This is a genomic window from Burkholderia sp. LFS061 (genome assembly GCF_047978125.1).
Lineage (GTDB): Bacteria > Pseudomonadota > Gammaproteobacteria > Burkholderiales > Burkholderiaceae > Burkholderia > Burkholderia pyrrocinia_C.
Map to the genome: position 1 here is coordinate 38,108 of NZ_JBFPFS010000030.1, position 21,708 is coordinate 59,815.

Annotated in this window: 21 protein-coding genes; 5 read left to right on the top strand and 16 right to left on the bottom strand. The window is 67.7% G+C overall.

The genetic code is table 11. From position 1 onward, the window contains the following. Window positions 1-93 precede the first annotated feature (93 nt). The 4 genes from ACNQQL_RS23905 to ACNQQL_RS23920 all read right to left on the bottom strand — a co-directional run bounded on the left by ACNQQL_RS23905 (window position 94) and on the right by ACNQQL_RS23920 (window position 5,494). Entirely contained in the window at window positions 94-2,577 is a 2,484-nt protein-coding gene (locus ACNQQL_RS23905) for a DNA internalization-related competence protein ComEC/Rec2 (protein ID WP_347066148.1), read from the bottom strand. Window positions 2,578-2,634: 57 nt separating this feature from the next. Next, window positions 2,635-3,423 (bottom strand): TatD family hydrolase, encoded by a 789-nt coding sequence (locus tag ACNQQL_RS23910; RefSeq protein ID WP_105392843.1) that lies wholly within the window; start codon window positions 3,421-3,423, stop codon window positions 2,635-2,637. Between the two features lie 66 nt (window positions 3,424-3,489). Further along, window positions 3,490-4,248, bottom strand: coding sequence for a lipoprotein-releasing ABC transporter ATP-binding protein LolD (lolD, locus tag ACNQQL_RS23915; RefSeq protein WP_416392708.1), 759 nt, complete (start codon window positions 4,246-4,248; stop codon window positions 3,490-3,492). Further along, window positions 4,241-5,494 carry a lipoprotein-releasing ABC transporter permease subunit gene (locus tag ACNQQL_RS23920; protein WP_347066150.1) on the bottom strand — a complete coding sequence of 418 codons (1,254 nt, stop codon included), beginning with the start codon at window positions 5,492-5,494 and terminating at the stop codon, window positions 4,241-4,243. Before ACNQQL_RS23920 ends, lolD begins: the two co-directional genes overlap by 8 nt. 162 nt (window positions 5,495-5,656) lie before the next feature. Here ACNQQL_RS23920 and ACNQQL_RS23925 point away from each other — a divergent pair, with 162 nt between their 5' ends. The 5 genes from ACNQQL_RS23925 to ACNQQL_RS23945 all read left to right on the top strand — a co-directional run bounded on the left by ACNQQL_RS23925 (window position 5,657) and on the right by ACNQQL_RS23945 (window position 12,377). Continuing rightward, window positions 5,657-6,721, top strand: a complete 1,065-nt coding sequence (locus ACNQQL_RS23925; protein ID WP_347066152.1) for a regulator — start codon at window positions 5,657-5,659, stop codon at window positions 6,719-6,721. Window positions 6,722-6,735: 14 nt separating this feature from the next. Continuing rightward, complete coding sequence (gene recJ, locus ACNQQL_RS23930) at window positions 6,736-8,433, top strand: single-stranded-DNA-specific exonuclease RecJ (RefSeq protein WP_175961244.1); 1,698 nt, start codon at window positions 6,736-6,738, stop codon at window positions 8,431-8,433. Between the two features lie 152 nt (window positions 8,434-8,585). Beyond that, window positions 8,586-9,690 (top strand): peptide chain release factor 2 gene (prfB, locus tag ACNQQL_RS23935; RefSeq protein ID WP_111016646.1). Its coding sequence is split into 2 segments (ribosomal slippage): window positions 8,586-8,666 and window positions 8,668-9,690, totalling 1,104 coding nucleotides; the frame shifts between segments, so codons are not numbered across the junction. A gap of 83 nt (window positions 9,691-9,773) precedes the next feature. Continuing rightward, window positions 9,774-11,300: a lysine--tRNA ligase gene (lysS, locus tag ACNQQL_RS23940; protein WP_347066155.1), complete on the top strand. Its 1,527-nt coding sequence runs from the start codon at window positions 9,774-9,776 to the stop codon at window positions 11,298-11,300. 348 nt (window positions 11,301-11,648) lie between these two features. Continuing rightward, window positions 11,649-12,377 carry a glycine zipper 2TM domain-containing protein gene (locus ACNQQL_RS23945; protein ID WP_072437000.1) on the top strand — a complete coding sequence of 243 codons (729 nt, stop codon included), beginning with the start codon at window positions 11,649-11,651 and terminating at the stop codon, window positions 12,375-12,377. 123 nt (window positions 12,378-12,500) lie between these two features. Here the strand turns inward: ACNQQL_RS23945 and iscX are convergent, their stop codons facing one another. From iscX to ACNQQL_RS24005, 12 genes are all read right to left on the bottom strand, one after another. Beyond that, entirely contained in the window at window positions 12,501-12,710 is a 210-nt protein-coding gene (gene iscX / locus ACNQQL_RS23950; protein ID WP_021157676.1) for a Fe-S cluster assembly protein IscX, read from the bottom strand. A 17-nt stretch (window positions 12,711-12,727) separates the two neighbouring features. Continuing rightward, window positions 12,728-13,069 (bottom strand): ISC system 2Fe-2S type ferredoxin, encoded by a 342-nt coding sequence (gene fdx / locus ACNQQL_RS23955; protein WP_034188939.1) that lies wholly within the window; start codon window positions 13,067-13,069, stop codon window positions 12,728-12,730. 88 nt (window positions 13,070-13,157) lie between these two features. Then, window positions 13,158-15,026 (bottom strand): Fe-S protein assembly chaperone HscA, encoded by a 1,869-nt coding sequence (hscA, locus tag ACNQQL_RS23960; protein ID WP_347066158.1) that lies wholly within the window; start codon window positions 15,024-15,026, stop codon window positions 13,158-13,160. 54 nt (window positions 15,027-15,080) lie between these two features. Then, entirely contained in the window at window positions 15,081-15,608 is a 528-nt protein-coding gene (gene hscB, locus ACNQQL_RS23965) for a Fe-S protein assembly co-chaperone HscB (protein ID WP_347066160.1), read from the bottom strand. 94 nt (window positions 15,609-15,702) lie between these two features. After that, window positions 15,703-16,026 carry an iron-sulfur cluster assembly protein IscA gene (gene iscA / locus ACNQQL_RS23970; RefSeq protein WP_011885413.1) on the bottom strand — a complete coding sequence of 108 codons (324 nt, stop codon included), beginning with the start codon at window positions 16,024-16,026 and terminating at the stop codon, window positions 15,703-15,705. 69 nt (window positions 16,027-16,095) lie between these two features. Continuing rightward, entirely contained in the window at window positions 16,096-16,503 is a 408-nt protein-coding gene (iscU, locus tag ACNQQL_RS23975) for a Fe-S cluster assembly scaffold IscU (protein WP_006481982.1), read from the bottom strand. 67 nt (window positions 16,504-16,570) lie between these two features. Continuing rightward, window positions 16,571-17,794 carry an IscS subfamily cysteine desulfurase gene (locus ACNQQL_RS23980; protein WP_347066164.1) on the bottom strand — a complete coding sequence of 408 codons (1,224 nt, stop codon included), beginning with the start codon at window positions 17,792-17,794 and terminating at the stop codon, window positions 16,571-16,573. Window positions 17,795-17,859: 65 nt separating this feature from the next. Then, window positions 17,860-18,399 (bottom strand): Fe-S cluster assembly transcriptional regulator IscR, encoded by a 540-nt coding sequence (iscR, locus tag ACNQQL_RS23985; protein ID WP_009691731.1) that lies wholly within the window; start codon window positions 18,397-18,399, stop codon window positions 17,860-17,862. Window positions 18,400-18,513: 114 nt separating this feature from the next. Beyond that, window positions 18,514-18,996: a low molecular weight protein-tyrosine-phosphatase gene (locus ACNQQL_RS23990; protein ID WP_347066166.1), complete on the bottom strand. Its 483-nt coding sequence runs from the start codon at window positions 18,994-18,996 to the stop codon at window positions 18,514-18,516. Window positions 18,997-19,098: 102 nt separating this feature from the next. Next, window positions 19,099-19,326 (bottom strand): hypothetical protein, encoded by a 228-nt coding sequence (locus ACNQQL_RS23995; protein WP_034183556.1) that lies wholly within the window; start codon window positions 19,324-19,326, stop codon window positions 19,099-19,101. A gap of 129 nt (window positions 19,327-19,455) precedes the next feature. Continuing rightward, complete coding sequence (locus tag ACNQQL_RS24000; protein ID WP_072436997.1) at window positions 19,456-20,868, bottom strand: lactate utilization protein B; 1,413 nt, start codon at window positions 20,866-20,868, stop codon at window positions 19,456-19,458. Window positions 20,869-20,903: 35 nt separating this feature from the next. After that, window positions 20,904-21,626 carry a (Fe-S)-binding protein gene (locus tag ACNQQL_RS24005; protein WP_347066169.1) on the bottom strand — a complete coding sequence of 241 codons (723 nt, stop codon included), beginning with the start codon at window positions 21,624-21,626 and terminating at the stop codon, window positions 20,904-20,906. Window positions 21,627-21,708: the final 82 nt, after the last annotated feature.

The window sequence follows — 21,708 nt, forward strand, 5'->3', positions numbered from 1 at the left end:
TTACTCCCGTCCCGTGCTTCGCGTTCTATCGGGCCCGTGCTTCCGCACTTTGCGCGAGCCTATGCATTCTTTATGAACCGGCCGTCGCCCCGCTCAACGGTCCATCCAGTACCGTCGCCGTACATCGCGATAGCGCTCGAATGCAAACCCGCCGTCGGCCGGTGCGACGTCGAACCGCACGGCACCGTCGCGATCGGTGCGCAGCAGCGGAATCCCGCGTGCCTCGTAGCGCGCGAGGACGGTCCGGTGCGGATGTCCGAACCGATTGCGATAGCCTACAGGAAATACCGCGACGCGCGGCCCGACCGAATCGAGGAAAGGCTCGACCGACGACGTGCGGCTGCCGTGGTGCGGAACGACCAGGATCTGTGCGGCCAGCGCGTCGCGCGCGGCGTCCACGAGCTGGCGTTCGGCGCGTGCTTCGATGTCGCCCGTCAGCAGCGCGGACGTGCTGCCCGCGTCGATACGCAGCACGCACGATTGCCCGTTCGACGCGCCCGTGTCCGGGCCGCCCGATGGCCAGAGCATCGTGAAGACGACGCCGTCCCAGGTCCAGCGCTGCCCGGCCGCGCACGGCAGCCGGTCGGCGACGCCGGCGGCCGTCGCGTCGCGCCATAGCCGGTTCTTCGACGGAATGCCGGCCAGCAGCTGGCGCACGTCGGCTGCCGCATAGACGGCCGGCGCGCCGCCCGCGTGATCGGCGTCCGCGTGACTGAGCACGAGCGAATCGATCACCGCGATGCCGCGCGAGCGCAGCGCCGGCGCGACGATCCGCGCACCGGCATGCGTCGACTCCGCGCCCGGCCCGGCATCGAACAGCAAGGTTCGGCGCGCAGTCTCCACCAGCACCGACGCGCCCTGCCCGACGTCGAGCACGGTCAGCCGGAAGCCGCCCGGCGGCGGCGCATCGGGTGCCGGCGCGACGAGCGGCAGCCACGTGAGCGGCGCCGCCCAGCGCAACGGCCAGCCGCGCGGCATCAGCGCCCATGCGACACCCACGCACGCAAGCGCCAGCACGGGCCAGTCGGGCATGCGCAGCCAGAACACGCCGGCCGGCCAGTCGGCGAGGTGCCCGAGCAGCGTCATCATCGGTTCGAGCGCCGCATGCGCAAGCCGGAACGCATACGCATCGAGCGGCGCGGGCAACGCGATGCCGGCCAGCACGATCGGCGTCACGACCGTGCTCACCCAGGGAATCGCGAACGCATTACCGAATGGGCCCGACAGCGAAATCTGCGCGAACCACGCCGCCGTCAGCGGTGCGAGACCGATCGTCACCGCATACTGCACGCGCGTGGCCTCGGCGATACGGCGCGCGGCGCGCGCACCCCACGCGCGCAACCGGCTCGACAGGCCGGCCGTGTCGCTGCCCTCCTCGCCTTGCTCGTCGACCTCACGCGCCGCGCGCCAACCCGCAACGGTCAGCAGAATGACGGCGACCGCCCCGAACGACAGCCAGAACCCGGCAGACAGCACGGCCCACGGATCGGCGAGCAGCACGCTGCCGAGCGCCGCGCACAGCACCGCCGACGTCGGCACGCTGCGCCCGGCCAGATACGCGATGCCGCCGGCCGCGATCATCCACCACGCACGCTGCGCCGGCACGTTGAAACCGGCGAGCGCCGCATAGCCGGCCGCGGCCGCCAGCGCGGCAAGCGATGCCGCATACGGCGCCGGCAACACGAGCGTCGCGGCCCGCGCACGCCAGCGCAGGCGGCGCCAGACCATCGACACGAGCCCGCCCGCGATCGCGCCGACAAGCCCGACGTGCAGGCCGGAGATCGCGACCAGATGGCTCGTACCCGTGTTGCGCAGCACGCGCCAGTCGTCGTCGCCGATGCCGGACTGGTCGCCGATCGCGAGCGCGGCGACGATGCCGCGATGACCGGCGTCGACGCCGAGCGTCTCGCCGATGCGTGCCCGCAGCACGTCGCGCAGGCGGTCGATCGATGCACGCCAACCCAATGCGTGCGCATCGAGCAATACCGAACGCCGCGGCGCGCTGACGTAACCGATCGCGCGAATGCCTGCGGCAAGCCACGCCGCCTCGCTGTCGCGCACGCCGGCATTGGCCTCGGCGTGCGGGCGCTTCAGGCGCACGACGAAGCGCCAGCGCTGCGCGGCACGCAGCTCGGGAAGCGGATCGCGCGTCGCGGCTGCGCCATACGCGCGCCACGACAGCCGGATCAATGGCGGAAAACGGGCCAGCCCCGCATCGTTCGACTCGACTGCGAGCAGCAGCCGCGCGCCCATGTCGTCGACGACGGGCAGCCCCCGGATCACGCCGGCGACGACGATGTCGCGCCCTTCCCAATCGACGGGCAAGCTGTCGCGCAGCCGCCATTCGGCCCGCGCCGCCGCATAACCGAACCCCGCCACGCAGGCCGCGAGCGCGCACAGCATCCATCCGAGCGCGACGGCCGTGCGCGTGCGCCGGCAGCGCACGCACCACACTCCCAGCGCCGCGCAACCGGCAAGCGCGGCCGCACCGGCTGTCCATGCGATCGCGCCCGGTAACGCCGCCTGCCGCTGCAGCACGACGACGCCGAGCGCGAACGCGATCCACCACACGCGCATCCCGCCTCCTCGTCGACCTGGCGCCGCCATTGCGAATGCGGCGCCTTCCGGCAACGATTATGCGGACGAAAGCGCGAGTCGCGGCAGCGCGGCGAGCGCGTTAGCCGAAGTGGATAGGCCAAGTGAACTGGCGTCGAGACCGCGCAGTTCGGCGAGCACGTCGCCGATGCGCGGCACCTGGTCGGGCGTGTTGCGGGATTTGTACGCCCATTCGGGCGCGATGTCGGGCGCGTCCGTCTCGACGACGATCGCGTCGAGCGGCAATTGCGCCGCAAGCCGGCGGATCTGCAACGCGCGCGTGAATGTCACGTTGCCGCCGAAGCCGAGATGCAGCCCCTGCGCGAGATACGCTTCGGCCTGCTGGAAACTGCCGTTGAATGCATGCGCGATGCCGCGCCGCACGCCGAAGCGGCGCAGCCCCGCGAGCACGCGGTCCTGCGACTTGCGCACGTGGCACAGCACGGGCAGGTCGAATTCGCGCGCCAGCTTGAGCTGCCCCTGGTAGAAGAACTGCTGCCGGTCTTCGTCGAGCCCCGGCACGAAATAGTCGAGGCCGATCTCGCCGATCGCGACGAAGCGCGGATCGTCGAGGCTCGCCTCGATCTCCATGCGCAGCCGGTCGAGATCCTCGTCGCGCGCGTGCGGCGTATACATCGGATGGATGCCGAGCGCATAGACGGCACCCGGCGTGCGCTGCGCAAGTTCGCGCACTGTCGTGAAGTTGTCGCGCCCGATGCTCGGGATCACGATGCGCGACACGCCGGCCGCGCGTGCCGCCTGCGCGACCGCGTCACGGTCGGCGTCGAACTCGGCGGCATCGAGATGGCAGTGCGTATCGATCCACATGACGGCATTCCTGTACCCCTCGCGCCGCGCCGGGACGAACCCGGCGGCCCGGCCAGGGGCGTTCGCTTACACCGGCAGCGCCGGCTCCTCGTGCAGCACGCCGTCGCGCAGCCGCATGATGCGGTCGCAGCGTGCGGCGAGATCGGGATCGTGCGTGACGATCACGAAGCTCGTTTCGAGCGTCTCGGACAGTTCGAGCATCAGGTTGAACACCGTGTCTGCCGTCGTGCCGTCGAGGTTGCCGGTCGGCTCGTCGGCGAGCACGCATGCGGGTTTCGTGACCAGCGCGCGCGCGATCGCGACACGCTGCCGCTCACCGCCCGACAGTTCGCCCGGCCGGTGCTTCGCACGCGGGCCGAGACCGACGCGTTCGAGCATCGCCTGGGCCTGCGCGCGCGCGTCCTCGGTCGTCATCCGGCGGATGCGCAGCGGCATCGCGACGTTGTCGAGCGCGGTGAACTCGGGCAGCAGGTGATGGAACTGGTAGACGAAGCCGAGCGCGCGGTTGCGCAATTCGTTGCGCTCGCGCTCGGCGAGTTGCGTAAACGGCTTGCCGAGCAGCGACACTTCGCCCGCGCTCGGCTCGTCGAGCCCGCCCAGCACATGCAGCAGTGTGCTCTTGCCGGAACCCGACGCGCCGACGATCGCGAGCTTTTCGCCGCGCCGCACCGTCAGCTCGGCATTGTTGAGCACCTGCACGTTGAAGCCGCCTTGCACGAACGCCTTCGTGATCCCGCGCGCCTGAAGCACGTATTCCTGCATACCTGCCGAATCCTGTCTGTTGTGTTGTTCTGAATCCGCGAATGCGGTTGCGCGGTCATTCATAGCGGAGCGCCTCCGCCGGCTTCACCTTCGCGCCGCGCCAGCTCGGATAGAGCGTCGCGACGGCCGACAGCGCGAACGCGATCAGGCCGATCCGGATCACGTCGCTCGCGACGAGTTCGGACGGCAGCTCGCTGATGAAGTACACGGACGGCGGCAGGAACTGCACGCCGAACAAGTGCTCGATCATCGGGATCAGCCACGGGATGCTCCACGCGATCAGGCAGCCGAGCGCAACGCCCGACGCCGTGCCGACGAAGCCGATCGTCACGCCCTGCACGACGAAGATCTTCATGATCGACCCCGGCTGCGCGCCGAGCGTGCGCAGGATCGCGATGTCGGCCTGCTTGTTGGTCACGGTCATCACGAGCGACGACACGAGGTTGAACGCGGCCACGGCAATGATCAGCGTCAGGATGATGAACATCATCCGCTTCTCGATCTGCACGGCCGAGAACCACGTCTTGTTCTGCTGTGTCCAGTCGCGGATGTACAGGCTGCCCGACAACGTATGCGACAGCTCGACCGCAACCTGCGGCGCCTTCTGCATGTCCGTCAGCCGCAGCCGCACGCCGGTCGGCGCAGTCATCCGGAACAATGCCTCGGCATCGCGGATGTTGATCATCGCGAGCGTGCTGTCGTATTCGTAGTGGCCCGACTCGAACACGCCGACGACCGTGAACTGCTTCAGGCGCGGCATCATGCCGGCCGGCGTGATCGAGCCTTCGGGCGCGACCAGCGTGACCTTGTCGCCGACCGTCACGCCGAGGTTGCCGGCGAGCGCGTCGCCGAGCACGATGCCGAACTGGCCCGGCACGAGCGCGCCGAGCTGCCCGGCCTTCATGTCCTTGCCGATGTCGGATACCTGCGGCTCGAGCGTCGGCTCGACGCCGCGCAGCATCACGCCGCTCACCGCGTCCTGGCGCGTGAGCAGCGCCTGCGCGTCGACGTACGGCGCCGCGCCGACCACCGACGGATTGCGGCGCGCTTCCTGCGCGGTCAGTTGCCAGTCGGGCATCGAGCCCGTCGGCGAGAACACCTCGACGTGCGCGAGCACCGACAGCATGCGGTCGCGCACCTCCTTCTGGAAGCCGTTCATCACCGACAGCACGACGATCAGCGCCGCGACGCCAAGCGCGATCCCGAGCATCGACACGAGGGCGATGAAGGAAATGAAGCCGTTGCCGGTCGTGCGTTTGCCGGCGCGCGTATAGCGCCAGCCGATCTGCCATTCGTACGGAAGTTTCAAGCGAATCCTTTCTGCTGGTTACGGCGGGAAGGCGCCCCGCGGCCGGACCGCCGCCCGGCGGCCACCACCGGCCAGGGTACGGTCGAAAAACGGCCGCCGGACGCGAACAGGCCGTCTGCCGGCCCGATCACGCGCGCAGTTTGCCATACAATGCGCACCATCATGCACGACCGACGCCTCCATTTTCTCGTTCCGTTCGCGCTGCCGTCGGCGGCCGATGCGGCCTCGTCCCTGCACACGCTGGACAGCCCCGCGCTCGAAAAGTTGCTCGCCCGTGCGCGCCTCGTCGAGCGCGTGGCCGGCGAGGACTTCCAGCGCACGCTGCCGCACGAGCGCTGGCTGGCCCGCCAGTTCGGCGCGACCCAGGGCAACGCCGCGGACGAGGCGCCGCTCGCGCCCTACATGTTGCTGGCGGACGGCGGCGACCCCGGCGCGCAAGCATGGGCATGCGTCGAGCCCGTCCACGTCGAAATCGCGCACGATCACCTGGTGCTCGTCGATCCGGCGGCCCTCGCGCTCGACGACGGCGACGCGGCCGCGCTACTCGCGGTCGCGCGGCCGCTGATCGAGGAGCTCGGCGTGCGGCTCGAAGCGCCGAACCCCGCGCGCTGGTACCTGTCGAGCGAACAGCTCGCACGGCTCGCCGGCGCCGCGCCGCTGCGCGCAAGCGGCCGCAACATCGAGATCTGGCTGCCGCACGAGGCACACACGGGCGAACGCTCGCGGATGTGGATGAAACTGCAGAACGAAGTACAGATGGCGTGGTTCCAGCACCCGGTCAACGAAGCCCGCGAGGCGCGCGGCCTGCCGGCCGTCAACTCGATCTGGTTCCATGCGCAGGGCACGCTGAAGCCGGTTGGCAAGCCGTTCGCGCGCGTGCTGTCCGCATCGCCCGCCGCGCTCGGCCTCGCGCGCGCCGCGCAAGCCGAAGCCGCCCCCCCACCCGCCGCGTTCGGCGCGCTGCCCGCCGGCGACGGCGCGACGCTCGTCGAACTCCCCGCGTTGACCACCCCATTCATCGAACAGGACTGGGCGCGCTGGCACGACGGGCTCGCCGCGCTCGAGCGCGACTGGTTCGCGCCGGTGCTCGCCGCGCTGCAAAACGGCGCGCTCGCCAGCGTCGAATTCACGCTGTGCGGCGATACGAGCTCCGTGACGCTGCACGCGACGCGCGGCGACCTGCGCAAGTTCTGGCGCCGCCGTGCGCTCGCCTCCCTGTTCGAATAACAAGCAGACCCCGAATGACCCGGATCGTTACCCGCCCCGTCGCGCCCGCCGACGCCGAAGTGCTCGCGCGCCACGGCCTGCATCCCGTCCTCGCGCGCCTGTATGCGTCGCGCGGCGTGCAGTCCCCGACCGACATCGAGACCGCGCTTGCGCGTCTCGTCCCGCCTACCGAGCTGAAGGGTTGCGCCGACGCGGCGTCGCTGCTCGCCGACGCGATCGCCGACCAACGACGCCTGCTCGTCGTCGCCGACTACGACTGCGACGGCGCGACCGCCTGCGCGGTCGCGGTGCGCGGCCTGCGGATGTTCGGCGCGCAGATCGACTACCTGGTGCCGAACCGCTTCGAATACGGCTACGGCCTCACGCCCGAGATCGTCGAGCTCGCTGCCGCGCGCAAGCCCGACCTGCTGATCACCGTCGACAACGGGATCGCGAGCGTCGCGGGCGTCGAAGCCGCGAACGCGCGCGGCATCGACGTGCTCGTCACCGACCACCACCTGCCCGGCGACGCGCTGCCCGCCGCCCGCGCGATCGTCAACCCGAACCAGCCCGGCTGCGCGTTCCCGAGCAAGCACATCGCCGGCGTCGGCGTGATGTTCTACGTGCTGCTCGCGCTGCGCGCCGAGCTGCGCCGCCGCGGTGCATTCGCGAGCAAGGAAGCCGAGCCGCGTCTCGACGGCCTGCTCGACCTCGTCGCGCTCGGCACCGTCGCCGACGTCGTGCGGCTCGACGGCAACAACCGCGTGCTCGTCGCGCAGGGGCTGCAGCGCATCCGCAACGGCCGCATGCAGCCGGGCATCGCCGCGCTGTTCCGCGCCGCCGCGCGCGAAGCACGCACCGCGTCGGGCTTCGACCTCGGCTTCGGCCTCGGTCCGCGGCTCAACGCCGCGGGGCGGCTGTCCGACATGTCGCTCGGCATCGAATGCCTGATCACCGACGACATCGGCCGCGCGTGGGATCTGGCGCAGCAGCTCGACGTGATGAACCGCGAGCGCCGCGAGATCGAGGCCGGCATGCAGCAGCAGGCGCTCGCCGATCTCGCCGACGTCGACCCGGCCGACGCGTGCACGATCACGCTGTTCAACCCCGAATGGCACCAGGGCGTGATCGGCATCGTCGCCGGGCGACTCAAGGAAAAATTCCACCGCCCGTCGTTCACGTTCGCGCACGCGGACGACGAAGGCAAGCGGGTCAAGGGATCGGGCCGGTCGATCGCCGGCTTCCACCTGCGCGACGCGCTCGACCTCGTGTCGAAACGCGAACCGGACCTGATCGTCGCGTTCGGCGGCCATGCAATGGCGGCCGGCCTCACGCTCGATACCGAGAACGTGCCGCGCTTCGCGGCCGCGTTCGAGGCCGTCGCACGCGAATGGCTGTCCGACGACGCGCTCGCCCGCGTGATCGAGACCGACGGCGAACTCGAGGACGCTTACTTCACACCGCAGTTCGTCGGGCTGCTCGACGAAGCCGTCTGGGGGCAAGGTTTTCCGGCCCCGCTTTTCTCGGGCGAATTCGACGTCGTGTCACAGTCGCTCGTGAAGGAAAAGCACCTGAAGCTGCAGCTTGCGCGCGGCCGCCAGCGCTTCAACGCGATCTGGTTCAACCATACCGAGCCGCTGCCGGCGAGCGCGCTGATCGCGTACCGCCTCGTCGCCGACACGTGGAACGGCGTCACGCGCGTCCAGTTGATCGTCGAACACGCGGCCGGCTGAGCGCGGGCCGCCCGGCCCGCGATGCCCGCCGATGCATGCACGCCGCACCGGACGGGGCCGCGGCACGCGTGCGAGCACCGTTCCCGTCACCGGGCAACCCTGCCGATCGGCTATAATTCCGCTTTTTTACGAAGCAAGAAAAGCGAACGATCATGGAAGCGGAACGTCTCAACGCGATCGAAAGCTCCCTGCTCGACCTGCGCAACCGCGCGGGCGAGCTTCGGGGGTATCTTTGACTACGACGCCAAAGCCGCGCGTCTGACCGAAGTCAACAAGGAACTCGAAGACCCGAACGTCTGGAACGATTCGAAGAACGCCCAGGCACTCGGCCGCGAGAAGAAGCTGCTCGAAGGCGTCGTCACGACGCTGACGGCGCTCGATAGCGACCTGCGCGACGCGCTCGACCTGTTCGAGCTGGCCCGCGAGGAAGGCGACGAGGACACGCTCGTCGCATCGGAAGACGACGCCGCGAAGCTCGAGGCACGCGTTGGCGACATCGAGTTCCGCCGGATGTTCTCGAACCCGGCCGACCCGAACAACTGCTTCATCGACATCCAGGCCGGCGCCGGCGGCACCGAGGCGTGCGACTGGGCGTCGATGCTGCTGCGCCAGTACCTGCGCTACTGCGAACGCAAGGGCTTCAAGGCCGAGGTGCTCGAAGAGTCCGACGGCGACGTCGCCGGCATCAAGAACGCGACGGTCAAGGTCTCGGGCGAATACGCATACGGCTTCCTGCGCACCGAAACGGGCATCCACCGTCTCGTGCGCAAGTCGCCGTTCGATTCGTCGGGCGGCCGCCACACGTCGTTCTCGTCGGTGTTCGTCTATCCGGAAATCGACGACTCGATCGAAGTCGAGATCAACCCGGCCGACCTGCGCATCGACACGTACCGCGCCTCGGGCGCCGGCGGCCAGCACATCAACAAGACCGACTCGGCCGTGCGGATCACGCACATGCCGACCGGCATCGTCGTGCAGTGCCAGAACGACCGCTCGCAGCACCGCAACCGCGCGGAAGCGATGGCGATGCTGAAGTCGCGCCTGTACGAAGTCGAGATGCGCAAGCGCCAGGCCGAACAGGACAAGCTCGAATCGAGCAAGACCGACGTGGGCTGGGGCCACCAGATCCGCTCGTACGTGCTCGACCAGAGCCGCGTGAAGGATTTGCGCACGAACGTCGAAATGAGCAACACCCGCGCGGTGCTCGACGGCGATCTCGACGACTTCATCAGCGCGAGCCTCAAACAGGGCGTGTAAGCGCCGCGGCGCGGCCTGGCCAGGTCGCGCCGCCCTTGCCCTTCCCGTTTGCGTTGCCGCACCCACTCCGAATTCCGACCATCATGACCGAACCGACCCAAACGCAGCCCGCCGTCGCAGCGGACGAAAACCAGATCATTTCCGAGCGCCGCGAGAAGCTGCGCGCTTTGCGCGAGCAAGGCGTCGCCTACCCGAACGACTTCCGTCCGACGCACCACGCGGCCGATCTGCAGGTGAAATTCGCCGACTCGGACAAGGCCGCGCTCGAAGCGAACCCGGTCGAGGTGTCGGTCGCCGGCCGCATGATGCTCAAGCGCGTGATGGGCAAGGCGAGCTTCGCGACGGTGCAGGACGGTTCGGGCCAGATCCAGTTCTTCGTGACGCCGAACGACGTCGGCGCGGAAACCTACGACGCGTTCAAGAAGTGGGACCTCGGCGACATCGTGGCCGCGCGCGGCGTGCTGTTCCGCACCAACAAGGGCGAGCTGTCGGTCCAGTGCAAGGAGCTGCGCCTGCTGTCGAAGGCGCTGCGCCCGCTGCCGGACAAGTTCCACGGCCTCGCCGACCAGGAAATGCGCTACCGCCAGCGCTACGTCGACCTGATCGTCACGCCGGAAACGCGCGACACGTTCCGCGCACGCACCAGGACGATCGCGTCGATCCGCAAGTTCATGGATTCGGCCGACTTCATGGAAGTCGAGACGCCGATGCTGCACCCGATCCCGGGCGGCGCGGCCGCGAAGCCGTTCGTCACGCATCACAATGCGCTCGACATGCAGATGTTCCTGCGCATCGCGCCGGAGCTGTACCTGAAGCGCCTGATCGTCGGCGGCTTCGAGCGCGTGTTCGAAATCAACCGCAATTTCCGGAACGAAGGCGTGTCGCCGCGTCACAACCCGGAATTCACGATGATGGAGTTCTACGCCGCGTACACCGACTACCGCTGGCTGATGGACTTCACCGAGCAGCTGATCCGCCAGGCGGCGATCGACGCGCTCGGCACCGCGACGATCCAGTACCAGGGCCGCGAGCTCGACCTCGCGAAGCCGTTCCATCGCCTGACGATCACGCAGGCGATCCAGAAGTATGCACCGCAATACACCGACGGCCAGCTGTCGGACGACGCGTACCTGCGCACCGAACTGAAGCGCTTCGGCGTCGATGTCAAGCAGCCGGCGTTCCTGAACGCGGGCATCGGCGCACTGCAGCTCGCGCTGTTCGAGGAAACGGCCGAAGCGCAGCTCTGGGAACCGACGTTCATCATCGACTACCCGGTCGAGGTGTCGCCGCTCGCACGCGCATCGGATACAGTGCCGGGCATCACCGAGCGTTTCGAGCTGTTCATGACCGGCCGCGAGATCGCGAACGGCTTCTCGGAGCTGAACGACCCTGAAGACCAGGCCGCGCGCTTCAAGAAGCAGGTCGAGCAGAAGGATGCGGGCGACGAGGAAGCGATGTTCTTCGACGCCGACTACATCCGCGCGCTCGAATATGGGATGCCTCCGACCGGCGGCTGCGGGATCGGCATCGACCGCCTCGTGATGCTGCTGACCGACAGCCCGACGATCCGCGACGTGCTGCTGTTCCCCCATCTGCGCCGCGAAGACTGACGGCCGCGCCCGCGTGTGCGCCGCGCCCTGCGGCGCGCACGCATCAGCTTTGTAACGACGCGTAAATCCCGCCAGCCGGCGTCCGCCGGCTTTCGATCCTCCCCCGTTTTATTCCCTCGTCGCGACGGCCTGCCCCGGGTTTTCCCGGTAACGATCGCCCACGCCCCGCTGCAATTCGTTACACCTTGATACGGCGCGCCCCTCGCCGGTCGACGACACTCCTTTTGCGTCACCACGCATGAGCACGGGACCAGAACGAGGCGCCGGAACGCCGAGTCTGCTTGACCCCGAAGCGTGGGATCCGGCCCGGCGACAACGTACCGATCCGGATCGACATCGGAGAAAAAAATGGACAACCAGAATCAGACCACGCCGCAAAAGCAACGCCTCCATCCGCTGATCGCCACTGCAGCCGGCGCCGTTATCGTCGCCAGCCTTGCGGCAACGGCAGCGATTACGGGCGTATTCCCGAAGGCCAGCAGCAGCAACGAACAGAACGGCCAGACCCAGGCCGCGCTGATCGCGTCGCAGCCGGCCGTCGATACGGCTGCGGCCGCCAGCGCCGCGCTGGCCGCGCAAGCCCGGCAGCAGGCGGCCGAACAAGCCGCCGCGCAGCAGAAGGCGATCGCGCAGGCCGAACCGAAGCCCGCGCGCCCGGCGACGACGCACCGCCGTCATACGCAGGCACCGCAGCCGCCGCAATACGCGCAGCAGCAGCCGTCCGCGCCCGCCCAGGCTGCCTACTGCCAAAGCTGCGGCACGGTCGTCGCGATCACGCAGACGCGCACGCCGGGCCAGAGCTCGGGGATCGGCGCCGTTGGCGGTGCAGCGGCCGGCGGCCTGCTCGGCAACCAGTTCGGCAACGGTAACGGCCGCACCGCGATGACGATCATCGGTGCGCTGGGCGGCGGTCTCGCCGGCAACCAGGTCGAGAAGCAGGTACGCGCGGAAACCGACTATCAGGTGCAAGTGCAGATGGAAAGCGGCGCGACGCGCACGTTCACGTACCACAACCCGCCGCCGTTCGGCCAGGGCCAGCGCGTGCGGATCGAGAACGGCACGCTGGTCGGCGCGTAAGCGGCCGCTGCCCGCGCGTCGTGCCCGGGCAAGCGACCTGAAAACGAAAACGGCTCGCGAGCGATTGCTCACGAGCCGTTTTTTCATTGCCGGCCGTGTGCGCCATTACAGCGCACGCCGTGCTCAGTCTTCGTCGTCGAAATCCGATTCGTCGATCCAGTGCGCCTGGATCGCTTCGAGGATCTTCTCGCCGGAATGCTTCGGATCGTCGTCGAAGCCGTCGAGTTCAAGCACCCACTGGCGCAGGTCGACGAAGTTGATCCGCTGCGGGTCGATGTCCGGGTGCTTGTCCGCCAGTGCAATGGCTATTTCGCGCGAATCGGTCCATTTCATCGCCTGCCTCCGGGTTGTCAGTGATTTTCCTTCGCGTGGTTGATCGAGTACTTCGGAATCTCGACCACCAGGTCCGAATCTTCCGTCACGATCGCCTGGCACGACAGGCGCGACGTCGGCTCGAGGCCCCACGCCTTGTCCAGCAGGTCGTCCTCGTCCTCCTCGGACGGCGCCAGATCGTTGAAGCCCTCGCGGATCACCACATGGCACGTCGTGCACGCGCACGACTTCTCGCATGCATGCTCGATCTCGATTCCGTGGTCGAGCAGGTTGTCGCAGATACTCTTGCCGGGCGTCGCGTCGATCACTGCGCCGTCCGGGCACAGTTCGACGTGAGGCAGCACCACCAGTTGAGGCATGTCCGTTCCGTCAGTCAGGGTGCGGCGACAGGCGCCGCACGGTTCATTATCGCGCAGGCCGTCGCCGGCCGATGCGCAGTTCGTGAATTCAGATCTCGTCGAGCCGGCGGCCCGACAGTGCGCGCTTGATGCTCTTGTCCATCCGGCGCGCCGCGAATTCGTCGGTGCCGTCGGCCAGCGTCTTGGTCGCCGCTTCGATCGCATTCGTATCGTCGCCTTGCGCAACCGCGCGCAGCGCCGCGGCGAGCGCGTCGATCTGCGTGCGCTCGTCCGCATCGAGCAGTTCGCCGTCGGTCGCCAGCGCGGCCTGCGTCGCCTCGAGCATCCGCTCGGCCTCGACCTGCGCTTCGCGCAGCGCGCGTGCGCGCATGTCGATTTCGGCGGTCTTGAAGCTGTCCTCGAGCATCTTCGCGATGTCGTCGTCGGCGAGGCCGTACGACGGCTTCACGACCACCGACGCCTCGACGCCCGACAGCTGTTCGCGTGCGAACACCGACAGCAGGCCGTCCGCGTCGACCTGATAGGTCACGCGAATCCGCGCGGCGCCGGCCGTCATCGGCGGAATGCCGCGCAGCTCGAAGCGCGCGAGCGACCGGCAGTCGGCGACGAGCTCGCGCTCGCCCTGCACGACGTGGATCGCCATCGCGGTCTGGCCGTCCTTGAAAGTCGTGAATTCCTGTGCGCGTGCGATCGGAATCGTCGAGTTGCGCGGAATGATCTTCTCGACGAGGCCGCCCATCGTCTCGACGCCGAGCGACAGCGGAATCACGTCGAGCAGCAGCCAGTCGTCGCCGGTGCCGCGATTGCCCGCGAGCAGGTCGGCCTGGATCGCAGCACCGAGCGCGACGACCTGGTCCGGATCGAGGTTCACGAGCGGCGGCTGGCCGAAATACTTCGCGACCGCGTCACGGATTACCGGCATGCGCGTCGCGCCGCCGACGAGCACGACGCCCTTGATGTCGGCCGGCGTCACCTGCGCGTCGCGCAGCGCCTTGCGGGTCGGTGTGAGCGTGCGCTGCACGAGCGGCTCGACGAGCGATGCGAACGTGTCGTGCGAGATCGTCTGCACGACGTGCGCGCCGCCCGACAGCGTCACGTCGAGCGATGCCTCCGGCGCGGACGACAGTGCCTCCTTCAGCACGCGCACACGGTCGAGCAGCAGGCGCACGTCCTCGGGCGCGAGCGTCTTTGCGTCGATGCCGGCCTGCGCGAGCACCTGACCGAACAGCGCGTGATCGAAGTCGTCGCCGCCGAGTGCGGAATCGCCGCCCGCGGCCAGCACTTCGAACACGCCCTTCGTCAGCTTCAGGATCGACAGGTCGAACGTGCCGCCGCCGAGGTCGTACACCGCATAGAGGCCTTCAGCCGCGTTGTCGAGGCCGTAGGCAATCGCCGCAGCAGTCGGTTCGTTCAGCAGGCGCAGCACGTTGAGGCCCGCGAGACGCGCGGCATCCTTGGTCGCCTGGCGCTGCGCTTCGTCGAAATACGCGGGCACCGTGATCACCGCGCCGACCAGATCGTCACCGAGCGAATCTTCGGCGCGATAGCGCAGCGTCGCGAGAATCTCCGCCGACACTTCGACCGGGCTCTTCACGCCGTCGACGGTACGGATCTGCACCATGCCCGGCGCATCGACGAATTCATACGGCGCGTTCGCCGCGCCTTCGACCTCGGCCTTGCCGCGACCCATGAAGCGCTTGACCGACACGATCGTGTTGCGCGGATCGGTCGCGGCCTGCTCCTTCGCTTCGTGGCCGATGCGGCGGCCGCCCTTCTCGAGATAACGGACCACCGACGGCAGCAGCACGCGGCCCGTTTCGTCCGGCAGCACTTCGGCCACGCTGTTGCGCACGGCAGCGACGAGCGAGTTTGTCGTGCCGAGATCGATCCCGACGGCGAGTCGCCGCTGGTGCGGCGCCGGCGCCATGCCCGGTTCGGAAATTTGCAGTAAAGCCATCTTGGTTCGTTCGGGCGCTCGGCCCGTTTGCTGCGCGTGCCGCAAGGCACGCGGTTAAGTTTCGAGGCGTTCGATCTGTGTGCCCACTTCCGATGCGACCCGTTCGATGAACATCAACTGGCGCACGGCCTCGGCGGCGGCCTGATCGGCACCGCTGTCGAGCAGCGTGCCGAGGCGCTCGACGCGTACGCGCTTCTCGTCGCGCAACTCGGCGAGCAGCGTGTCGAGTGCGGCGACGTTGCGGGCGGCCGCGGCATCCTCGATGCCCTCGCGCCACTCCATCTGCTGCATCAGGAACGCAGGCTCCATCGCGGTGTTGTTTTCAGCGCCGATGTCGACGCCGCGCAGCGACAGCAGATAGGACGCGCGTTTCAGCGGATCGCGCAGCGTGCGGTACGCCTCGTTCGCGCGGGTTGCCCATTGCATCGCGATGCGCTTCTGCGCGTCGCCGGCCGCCGCGAAGCGGTCCGGATGCACCTGCGTCTGTACCGTCCGGTAGGCGGCATCCAGCGCCGCCTCGTCGAGCGCGAATTGCGCCGGCAGGTGAAACAGGTCGAAGTGGCTGTCTTTCAGCGAGACCATCGTCGCGTTCAATTCCGGTTCGTCGCGCGGCAAACGCCGCACATTAAAAAGGCGGCCCGTGCCGCCTCTTGCCCGCATCGCGCGGAGATCCGCGTCACACGCGGAACGATTCGCCGCAGCCGCACTCGTCCTTCACGTTCGGGTTGTTGAACTTGAACCCTTCGTTCAGGCCTTCGCGGGCAAAGTCGAGCTCGGTGCCGTCGATGTACGCGAGGCTCTTCGGATCGACGACGACCTTCACGCCATGGCTCTCGAACACCTGATCCTCGGGAGCCAGCTCGTCGACATACTCGAGCTTGTACGCGAGCCCCGAGCACCCGGTCGTGCGAACGCCAAGCCGCAGGCCAACACCCTTGCCGCGACGGACGAGGTATTTCTGCACGTGCTGTGCTGCTTTTTCGGTCAGTGTAATTGCCATGATGTCCTTGCCGCGGCACGCCACCGGGGCCCGCCGCGTTCCTTCTGAACCCAACCCGCTCGATGCCGCTCAGGCCGCTGCCTGATCGCCTTCCTTCGTGTCGTGACGCTTCTTGTAGTCGGCCACGGCTGCCTTGATCGCGTCTTCCGCGAGGATCGAGCAGTGAATCTTCACCGGCGGCAGCGCGAGCTCTTCGGCGATCTGCGTATTCTTGATCGACAGCGCCTCGTCGAGCGTCTTGCCCTTCACCCATTCGGTCACGAGCGAGCTCGACGCGATCGCCGAGCCGCAACCGTAGGTCTTGAACTTCGCGTCTTCGATCACGCCGTCCGCGCCGACGCGGATCTGCAGCTTCATCACGTCGCCGCAGGCCGGCGCGCCGACCATGCCCGTACCGACCGTGTCGTCGTCCTTCGCGAACGAACCGACGTTGCGCGGGTTTTCGTAGTGATCCAGAACCTTGTTGCTGTAAGACATGACTCAGACTCCTTGACTCGTTACGCTGCGTGCGCCAATCCGCCCGCGGGTGCATTCAATGCGGTGTTCAGTGTGCGGCCCATTCGATCGTCGACAGATCGATGCCTTCCTGGTGCATTTCCCAGAGCGGCGACAGTTCGCGCAGCTTCGCGATCTTGCTGTTCAGCAGGTTGATCACGAAGTCGACTTCCTGCTCCGTCGTGAAGCGGCCAACCGTGAAGCGGATCGAGCTGTGTGCGAGCTCGTCGTTGCGGCCGAGCGCACGCAGCACGTACGACGGCTCCAGCGACGCCGACGTGCACGCGGAGCCCGACGACACCGCGACGTCCTTGATCGCCATGATCAGCGACTCGCCTTCGACGAAGTTGAAACTGATGTTGAGGTTGTGCGGGACACGATGCTCCATGTCGCCGTTCACGTACGTTTCCTCGATCTGCGACAGGCCGCGCAGCAGCTTGTCGCGCAGCATGCGGACGCGCTCGTTCTCGGTCGCCATTTCTTCGCGCGCGATGCGGAACGCTTCGCCCATGCCGACGATCTGGTGCGTCGCCAGCGTGCCCGAACGCATCCCGCGCTCGTGGCCGCCGCCGTGCATCTGCGCCTCGATGCGCACGCGCGGCTTGCGGCGCACGTACAGCGCGCCGATGCCCTTCGGGCCGTAGGTCTTGTGCGCCGAGAACGACATCAGGTCGACCTTCAGCTTCGCGAGGTCGATCCCGACCTTGCCGGTCGACTGTGCAGCGTCGACGTGGAACACGATGCCCTTCTCGCGGCAGATTTCACCGATCGTCTCGATGTCCTGGATCACGCCGATCTCGTTGTTCACGTGCATCACCGACACGAGGATCGTGTCGGGGCGCAGCGCGGCCTTGAACACGTCGAGGTCGATCAGGCCGTCATCCTTCACGTCGAGGTAGGTGACTTCGAAACCGTCGCGCTCCAACTCGCGGCACGTATCGAGCACGGCCTTGTGCTCGGTCTTCACCGTGATGATGTGCTTGCCCTTGCCCTTGTAGAAATTCGCGGCACCCTTGATTGCGAGGTTGTCCGATTCCGTCGCGCCGGACGTCCAGATGATCTCGCGCGGATCCGCGTTCACGAGTGCTGCCACCTGCTCGCGCGCCTCCTCGACTGCACGCTCCGCGTCCCAGCCGTAAGCGTGGCTGCGCGACGCCGGGTTGCCGAACTGCTCGCGCAGGTACGGCACCATCTTGTCGACCACGCGCGGATCGACGGGCGTCGTCGCGCTGTAATCCATATAGATGGGCAGGTGGAGAGTCTCTTGGGTCATCTGTCGCTCCGGGTATTCTGTGCAGGGACTATGTGCGTTATGGGGTATGGCGGGCGCCTTCGCGCTCACGAACTCGCGATGTTGAACACCGAATTGGGGCCGAGCGGCATCGTACGCACGGGCTCGGCCGGCGCGGCGACGGGCTCCGGCGTGCGCCGGTCGCGCAGCACCGCAGGTGCGCCCTCGCGTGCGCGCTGCTGATCGACGAGATCCTGCAGCGACACCGAATCGAGGTATTCGACCATCTTCTGGTTCAGGGTCGACCACAGCTCGTGCGTCATGCAATGGCCGTCGGGCTGCTTCGAGCCGTCGCACGTACCCTTGCCGCCGCACTGCGTGGCGTCGAGCGGTTCATCGACCGCGATGATGATGTCGGCAACGGTGACATCCTGCGCGCGACGCGCGAGGTTGTAGCCGCCGCCCGGGCCGCGCACGGATTCGACGATTTCATGCCTGCGCAGCTTGCCGAACAGCTGTTCGAGATACGAGAGCGAAATCCGCTGGCGCTGGCTGATGCCTGCAAGCGTCACCGGGCCCTGCTCCTGGCGCAGTGCCAAGTCAATCATCGCCGTGACGGCGAAACGGCCTTTGGTGGTGAGTCTCATGGTGTCTAGGGGACTGCAATCTTGACGATTTTGGTCAAGTATAAATATTTGACGATTTTAGTCAAGTATCCATGCCTTCGAAAGGGTATTCGCAGATCGCTGAATACCGCGCGATCAGCGCTCCGTGCGGGCTCGAAGCGTCTCCAGCAGGCCCGCGCACGCGCGTTCGACCTGATCGAGCACCTGCTCGAAGCCCTGCGCGCCGCCGAAATAAGGATCGGACACTTCAGTTTCAGACGCGCCCGGCGCGAATTCCATCAGCAGACGCACCTTGCCGCGATGCTGCGGCGGGCAGCGGCGGTGCAGTTCCGCGAGATTCGCTTCGTCCATCGCGAGCAGCAGGTCGAAACGCTCGAAGTCCGCCGCACTCACCTGCCGCGCGCGCAGCGCCGACAGGTCGTAGCCGCGGCTGCGCGCGGCAGCCTGCGCACGCGTATCGGGCGGCTCGCCCACATGCCAGTCGCCGGTGCCGGCCGAATCGATCGCGATCCGATCCGCCAGTGCGGCAGCGTCGACCTGATGGCGCATCACGCCTTCCGCGGTGGGCGAACGGCAGATGTTGCCGAGACAGACGAAACAGATCGCAACGCGGGTCATCGCACTATCGGAAAGCCGCGGCGGACCGCGTGGAACAAGAACGCGCCATTATACAAATGGCGCCCGAAATCGCGCCGCCGCGCAAGGCGACGGCGCCCAGCATTACAGCGCCTTCGGCGCGGCGAGCACGACGTCGCCGGATGCCGCCGGCAGCGGCTTCGCCGCGTCGTCGACCAGCCCGAACGACACCGCGCGCGCCAGTTCGGCAGACGCCTGGTGGACCGCGAGCGGGCCGCGCGCCGGCGCATCGGCCATCGCATGCAGATAGGCAGCCGCGGCCAGCGGGACGACGATTGCCAGCGGCCAGTACATCGATATTGTCTTTTTCATGATGCGGACCTCCTTGACCTCGTTCCCCGAAACCCGATTCCGGGGACTACAGACAGGATTCTATAGACCGCATCTATCGAGATAAATATGTAAATAGCGAACGCACTGTTGTCGCCGGATGAACAGTGCTCAGCCGAGGTGACTTTGCGATGCCGCGTACAGTTCACGGAACGTGCGCCCGGTCGGCGTCGGCATGTCGCGCGTGTCCATCCAGCCGCCCATCATCGGCAGACGCCGCAGCGTGCCGCCGTTACCGCCCAGCCGCTCGAGGACGCGCACCGCGAGCTTGGTCGTCAGCGCGTACAGCGTCGGCCGCCGCGCGACGAAGCCCCATGCGGCAAGCGCGGCCCGCTCGCGCCACGGCCGCAGGTGCCGCTCGACCTGCTTCTCGCGCAGCGTGCGCAACAGGTGCGACAACGGAATCCCGACCGGACACACGCTGTCGCATTCGCCGCACAGCGTCGCGGCCTGCGGCAGGTCGAGCGTGCGCTCGAGCCCGACGTAGCTCGGCGTCAGCACCGCCCCCATCGGCCCCGGGTAGACCCAGCCGTACGCATGGCCGCCGACCTTCTGGTAAACCGGACAGTGGTTCATGCACGCGCCGCAGCGGATGCAGCGCAGCATCTCCTGGAACTCGCCGCCGATCAGGCCCGTGCGGCCGCCGTCGACGAGCACCACGTAGTTGTGCTCGGGGCCGTCCTCGTCGCCCGGCCCGCGCGGCCCGGTCAGCAGCGAAAAATAGTTCGACGTCTTCTGCCCCGTTGCCGAGCGCGGCAACAGGCGCATCGCGGTCGCCAGATCCTCGAGCGTCGGCAGCACCTTCTCGATGCCCGTCACCGCGACATGCACGCGCGGCATCACCGTGCACATCCCCTCGTTCCCTTCGTTCGTCACGATCGCGACCGAACCCGTCTCGGCAATCACGAAGTTGCCGCCCGTCACACCCATGTCGGCCGACATGAAATGCGGGCGCAGCACCTCGCGCGCCTCGCGCGTCATGTCCGGAATCTCGGTGAGCCGCTCGCGGTGGTGCGTGCGCGCGAACAGGTCGGCGATCTCTTCCTTGTCCTTGTGCACGACGGGCGCAATGATGTGGCTCGGCGGCTCGTTGTCGTTGATCTGCAGGATGTATTCGCCGAGATCCGTCTCGACCGACTGCACGCCCATCTCCGCGAGCACCGCGTTCAGACGCATCTCCTCGGACACCATCGACTTGGTCTTGATGACCTTCTTCACGTCGTGCCGGCGCGCGATGTCGGCCACGAGCCGCGCGGCATCCGCGGTCGTTTCGGCAAACAGTACCGTCGTGCCGCGCCGCGTCGCCTCGCGCTCGAATGCGTCGAGCCACACGTCGAGGTTCTCCAGCGCGCGGTTGCGGCGCGCCTTGAGCGCGGCGCGCGTGGCCGGGAAGTCGATCGCGGTCATCGCGTCGGCGCGCGCGGACACGAACTTCGTCGACAGCTTCTTCAGGTTCTGCTGCAGGCGCTGGTCGGCCAGCTTCTGGCCGGCGCGCGCCTTGAAATGCATCGATTGGACTTGCATCGCGGTATCGGGGGAAAAGTGAGCGGAACCGGGCGTCAGACGTCGCCCGCCAGCACTTGCGCGACGTGCAGCACGCGCGTGTCGCGGTCGCCGGTGCGGCGCAACCGCCCTTCGATGTTCAGCATGCAGCCGAGATCGCCGAGCACGACGACGCCCGCGCCCGACGCACGCACGTTCGCGCATTTCTCGTCCGCGATGGCCGCCGAAATATCGCCGTACTTGACCGCGAACGTGCCGCCGAAGCCGCAGCAGTGCTCGCAATCCTTCATCTCGGTGACCGCGATGCCGCGCTGCGCGAGCAGCGCGCGCGGCTGCGCCTTCACGCCGAGTTCGCGCAGGCCCGAGCACGAGTCGTGATAGGTAACGGGCCCGGTGAATTCACCGGGCTCGAGCGAGACCCTGGCGACGTTCGCGAGGAAATCGGTCAGTTCGTAGACTTTCTGCTGAAACCGCGCGTAGCGCCCCATCAGTTCGGGGTCGTCGCGGAACAGGTCGCCGTAGTGCGTGCGGATCATCCCGCCGCACGAGCCCGACGGCGCGACCACGTAATCGAACTGCTCGAACTCGCGCAGCGTCTTTTCCGCGAGATCGCGCGCCAGCGCGCGCTCGCCGGAGTTATAGGCCGGCTGGCCGCAGCAAGTCTGCGCGGGCGGCACGATCACCTCGTAGCCGGCGTCGCGAATCAGCTTGAGCGCCGAGAAACCGATTTCGGGGCGCATCAGATCGACCAGGCAGGTCACGAACAAACCGACTCGCATACGTGCTCCTTCGAGAAAACGGCTCTCATTATCCGCCGTTTGGCCGGCAAGACCAACGCGGGCTTGCGCGCAAGCCCGCCCG

Coding starts and splice junctions, on each gene's coding strand:
- ACNQQL_RS23905 (WP_347066148.1), bottom strand. CDS start 2,577: ATGCGCGTGTGGTGGATCGCGTTCGCGCTCGGCGTCGTCGTGCTGCAG.
- ACNQQL_RS23910 (WP_105392843.1), bottom strand. CDS start 3,423: ATGTGGATCGATACGCACTGCCATCTCGATGCCGCCGAGTTCGACGCC.
- lolD (WP_416392708.1), bottom strand. CDS start 4,248: ATGAATGACCGCGCAACCGCATTCGCGGATTCAGAACAACACAACAGA.
- ACNQQL_RS23925 (WP_347066152.1), top strand. CDS start 5,657: ATGCACGACCGACGCCTCCATTTTCTCGTTCCGTTCGCGCTGCCGTCG.
- recJ (WP_175961244.1), top strand. CDS start 6,736: ATGACCCGGATCGTTACCCGCCCCGTCGCGCCCGCCGACGCCGAAGTG.
- lysS (WP_347066155.1), top strand. CDS start 9,774: ATGACCGAACCGACCCAAACGCAGCCCGCCGTCGCAGCGGACGAAAAC.
- ACNQQL_RS23945 (WP_072437000.1), top strand. CDS start 11,649: ATGGACAACCAGAATCAGACCACGCCGCAAAAGCAACGCCTCCATCCG.
- iscX (WP_021157676.1), bottom strand. CDS start 12,710: ATGAAATGGACCGATTCGCGCGAAATAGCCATTGCACTGGCGGACAAG.
- fdx (WP_034188939.1), bottom strand. CDS start 13,069: ATGCCTCAACTGGTGGTGCTGCCTCACGTCGAACTGTGCCCGGACGGC.
- hscA (WP_347066158.1), bottom strand. CDS start 15,026: ATGGCTTTACTGCAAATTTCCGAACCGGGCATGGCGCCGGCGCCGCAC.
- hscB (WP_347066160.1), bottom strand. CDS start 15,608: ATGGTCTCGCTGAAAGACAGCCACTTCGACCTGTTTCACCTGCCGGCG.
- iscA (WP_011885413.1), bottom strand. CDS start 16,026: ATGGCAATTACACTGACCGAAAAAGCAGCACAGCACGTGCAGAAATAC.
- iscU (WP_006481982.1), bottom strand. CDS start 16,503: ATGTCTTACAGCAACAAGGTTCTGGATCACTACGAAAACCCGCGCAAC.
- ACNQQL_RS23980 (WP_347066164.1), bottom strand. CDS start 17,794: ATGACCCAAGAGACTCTCCACCTGCCCATCTATATGGATTACAGCGCG.
- iscR (WP_009691731.1), bottom strand. CDS start 18,399: ATGAGACTCACCACCAAAGGCCGTTTCGCCGTCACGGCGATGATTGAC.
- ACNQQL_RS23990 (WP_347066166.1), bottom strand. CDS start 18,996: ATGACCCGCGTTGCGATCTGTTTCGTCTGTCTCGGCAACATCTGCCGT.
- ACNQQL_RS23995 (WP_034183556.1), bottom strand. CDS start 19,326: ATGAAAAAGACAATATCGATGTACTGGCCGCTGGCAATCGTCGTCCCG.
- ACNQQL_RS24000 (WP_072436997.1), bottom strand. CDS start 20,868: ATGCAAGTCCAATCGATGCATTTCAAGGCGCGCGCCGGCCAGAAGCTG.
- ACNQQL_RS24005 (WP_347066169.1), bottom strand. CDS start 21,626: ATGCGAGTCGGTTTGTTCGTGACCTGCCTGGTCGATCTGATGCGCCCC.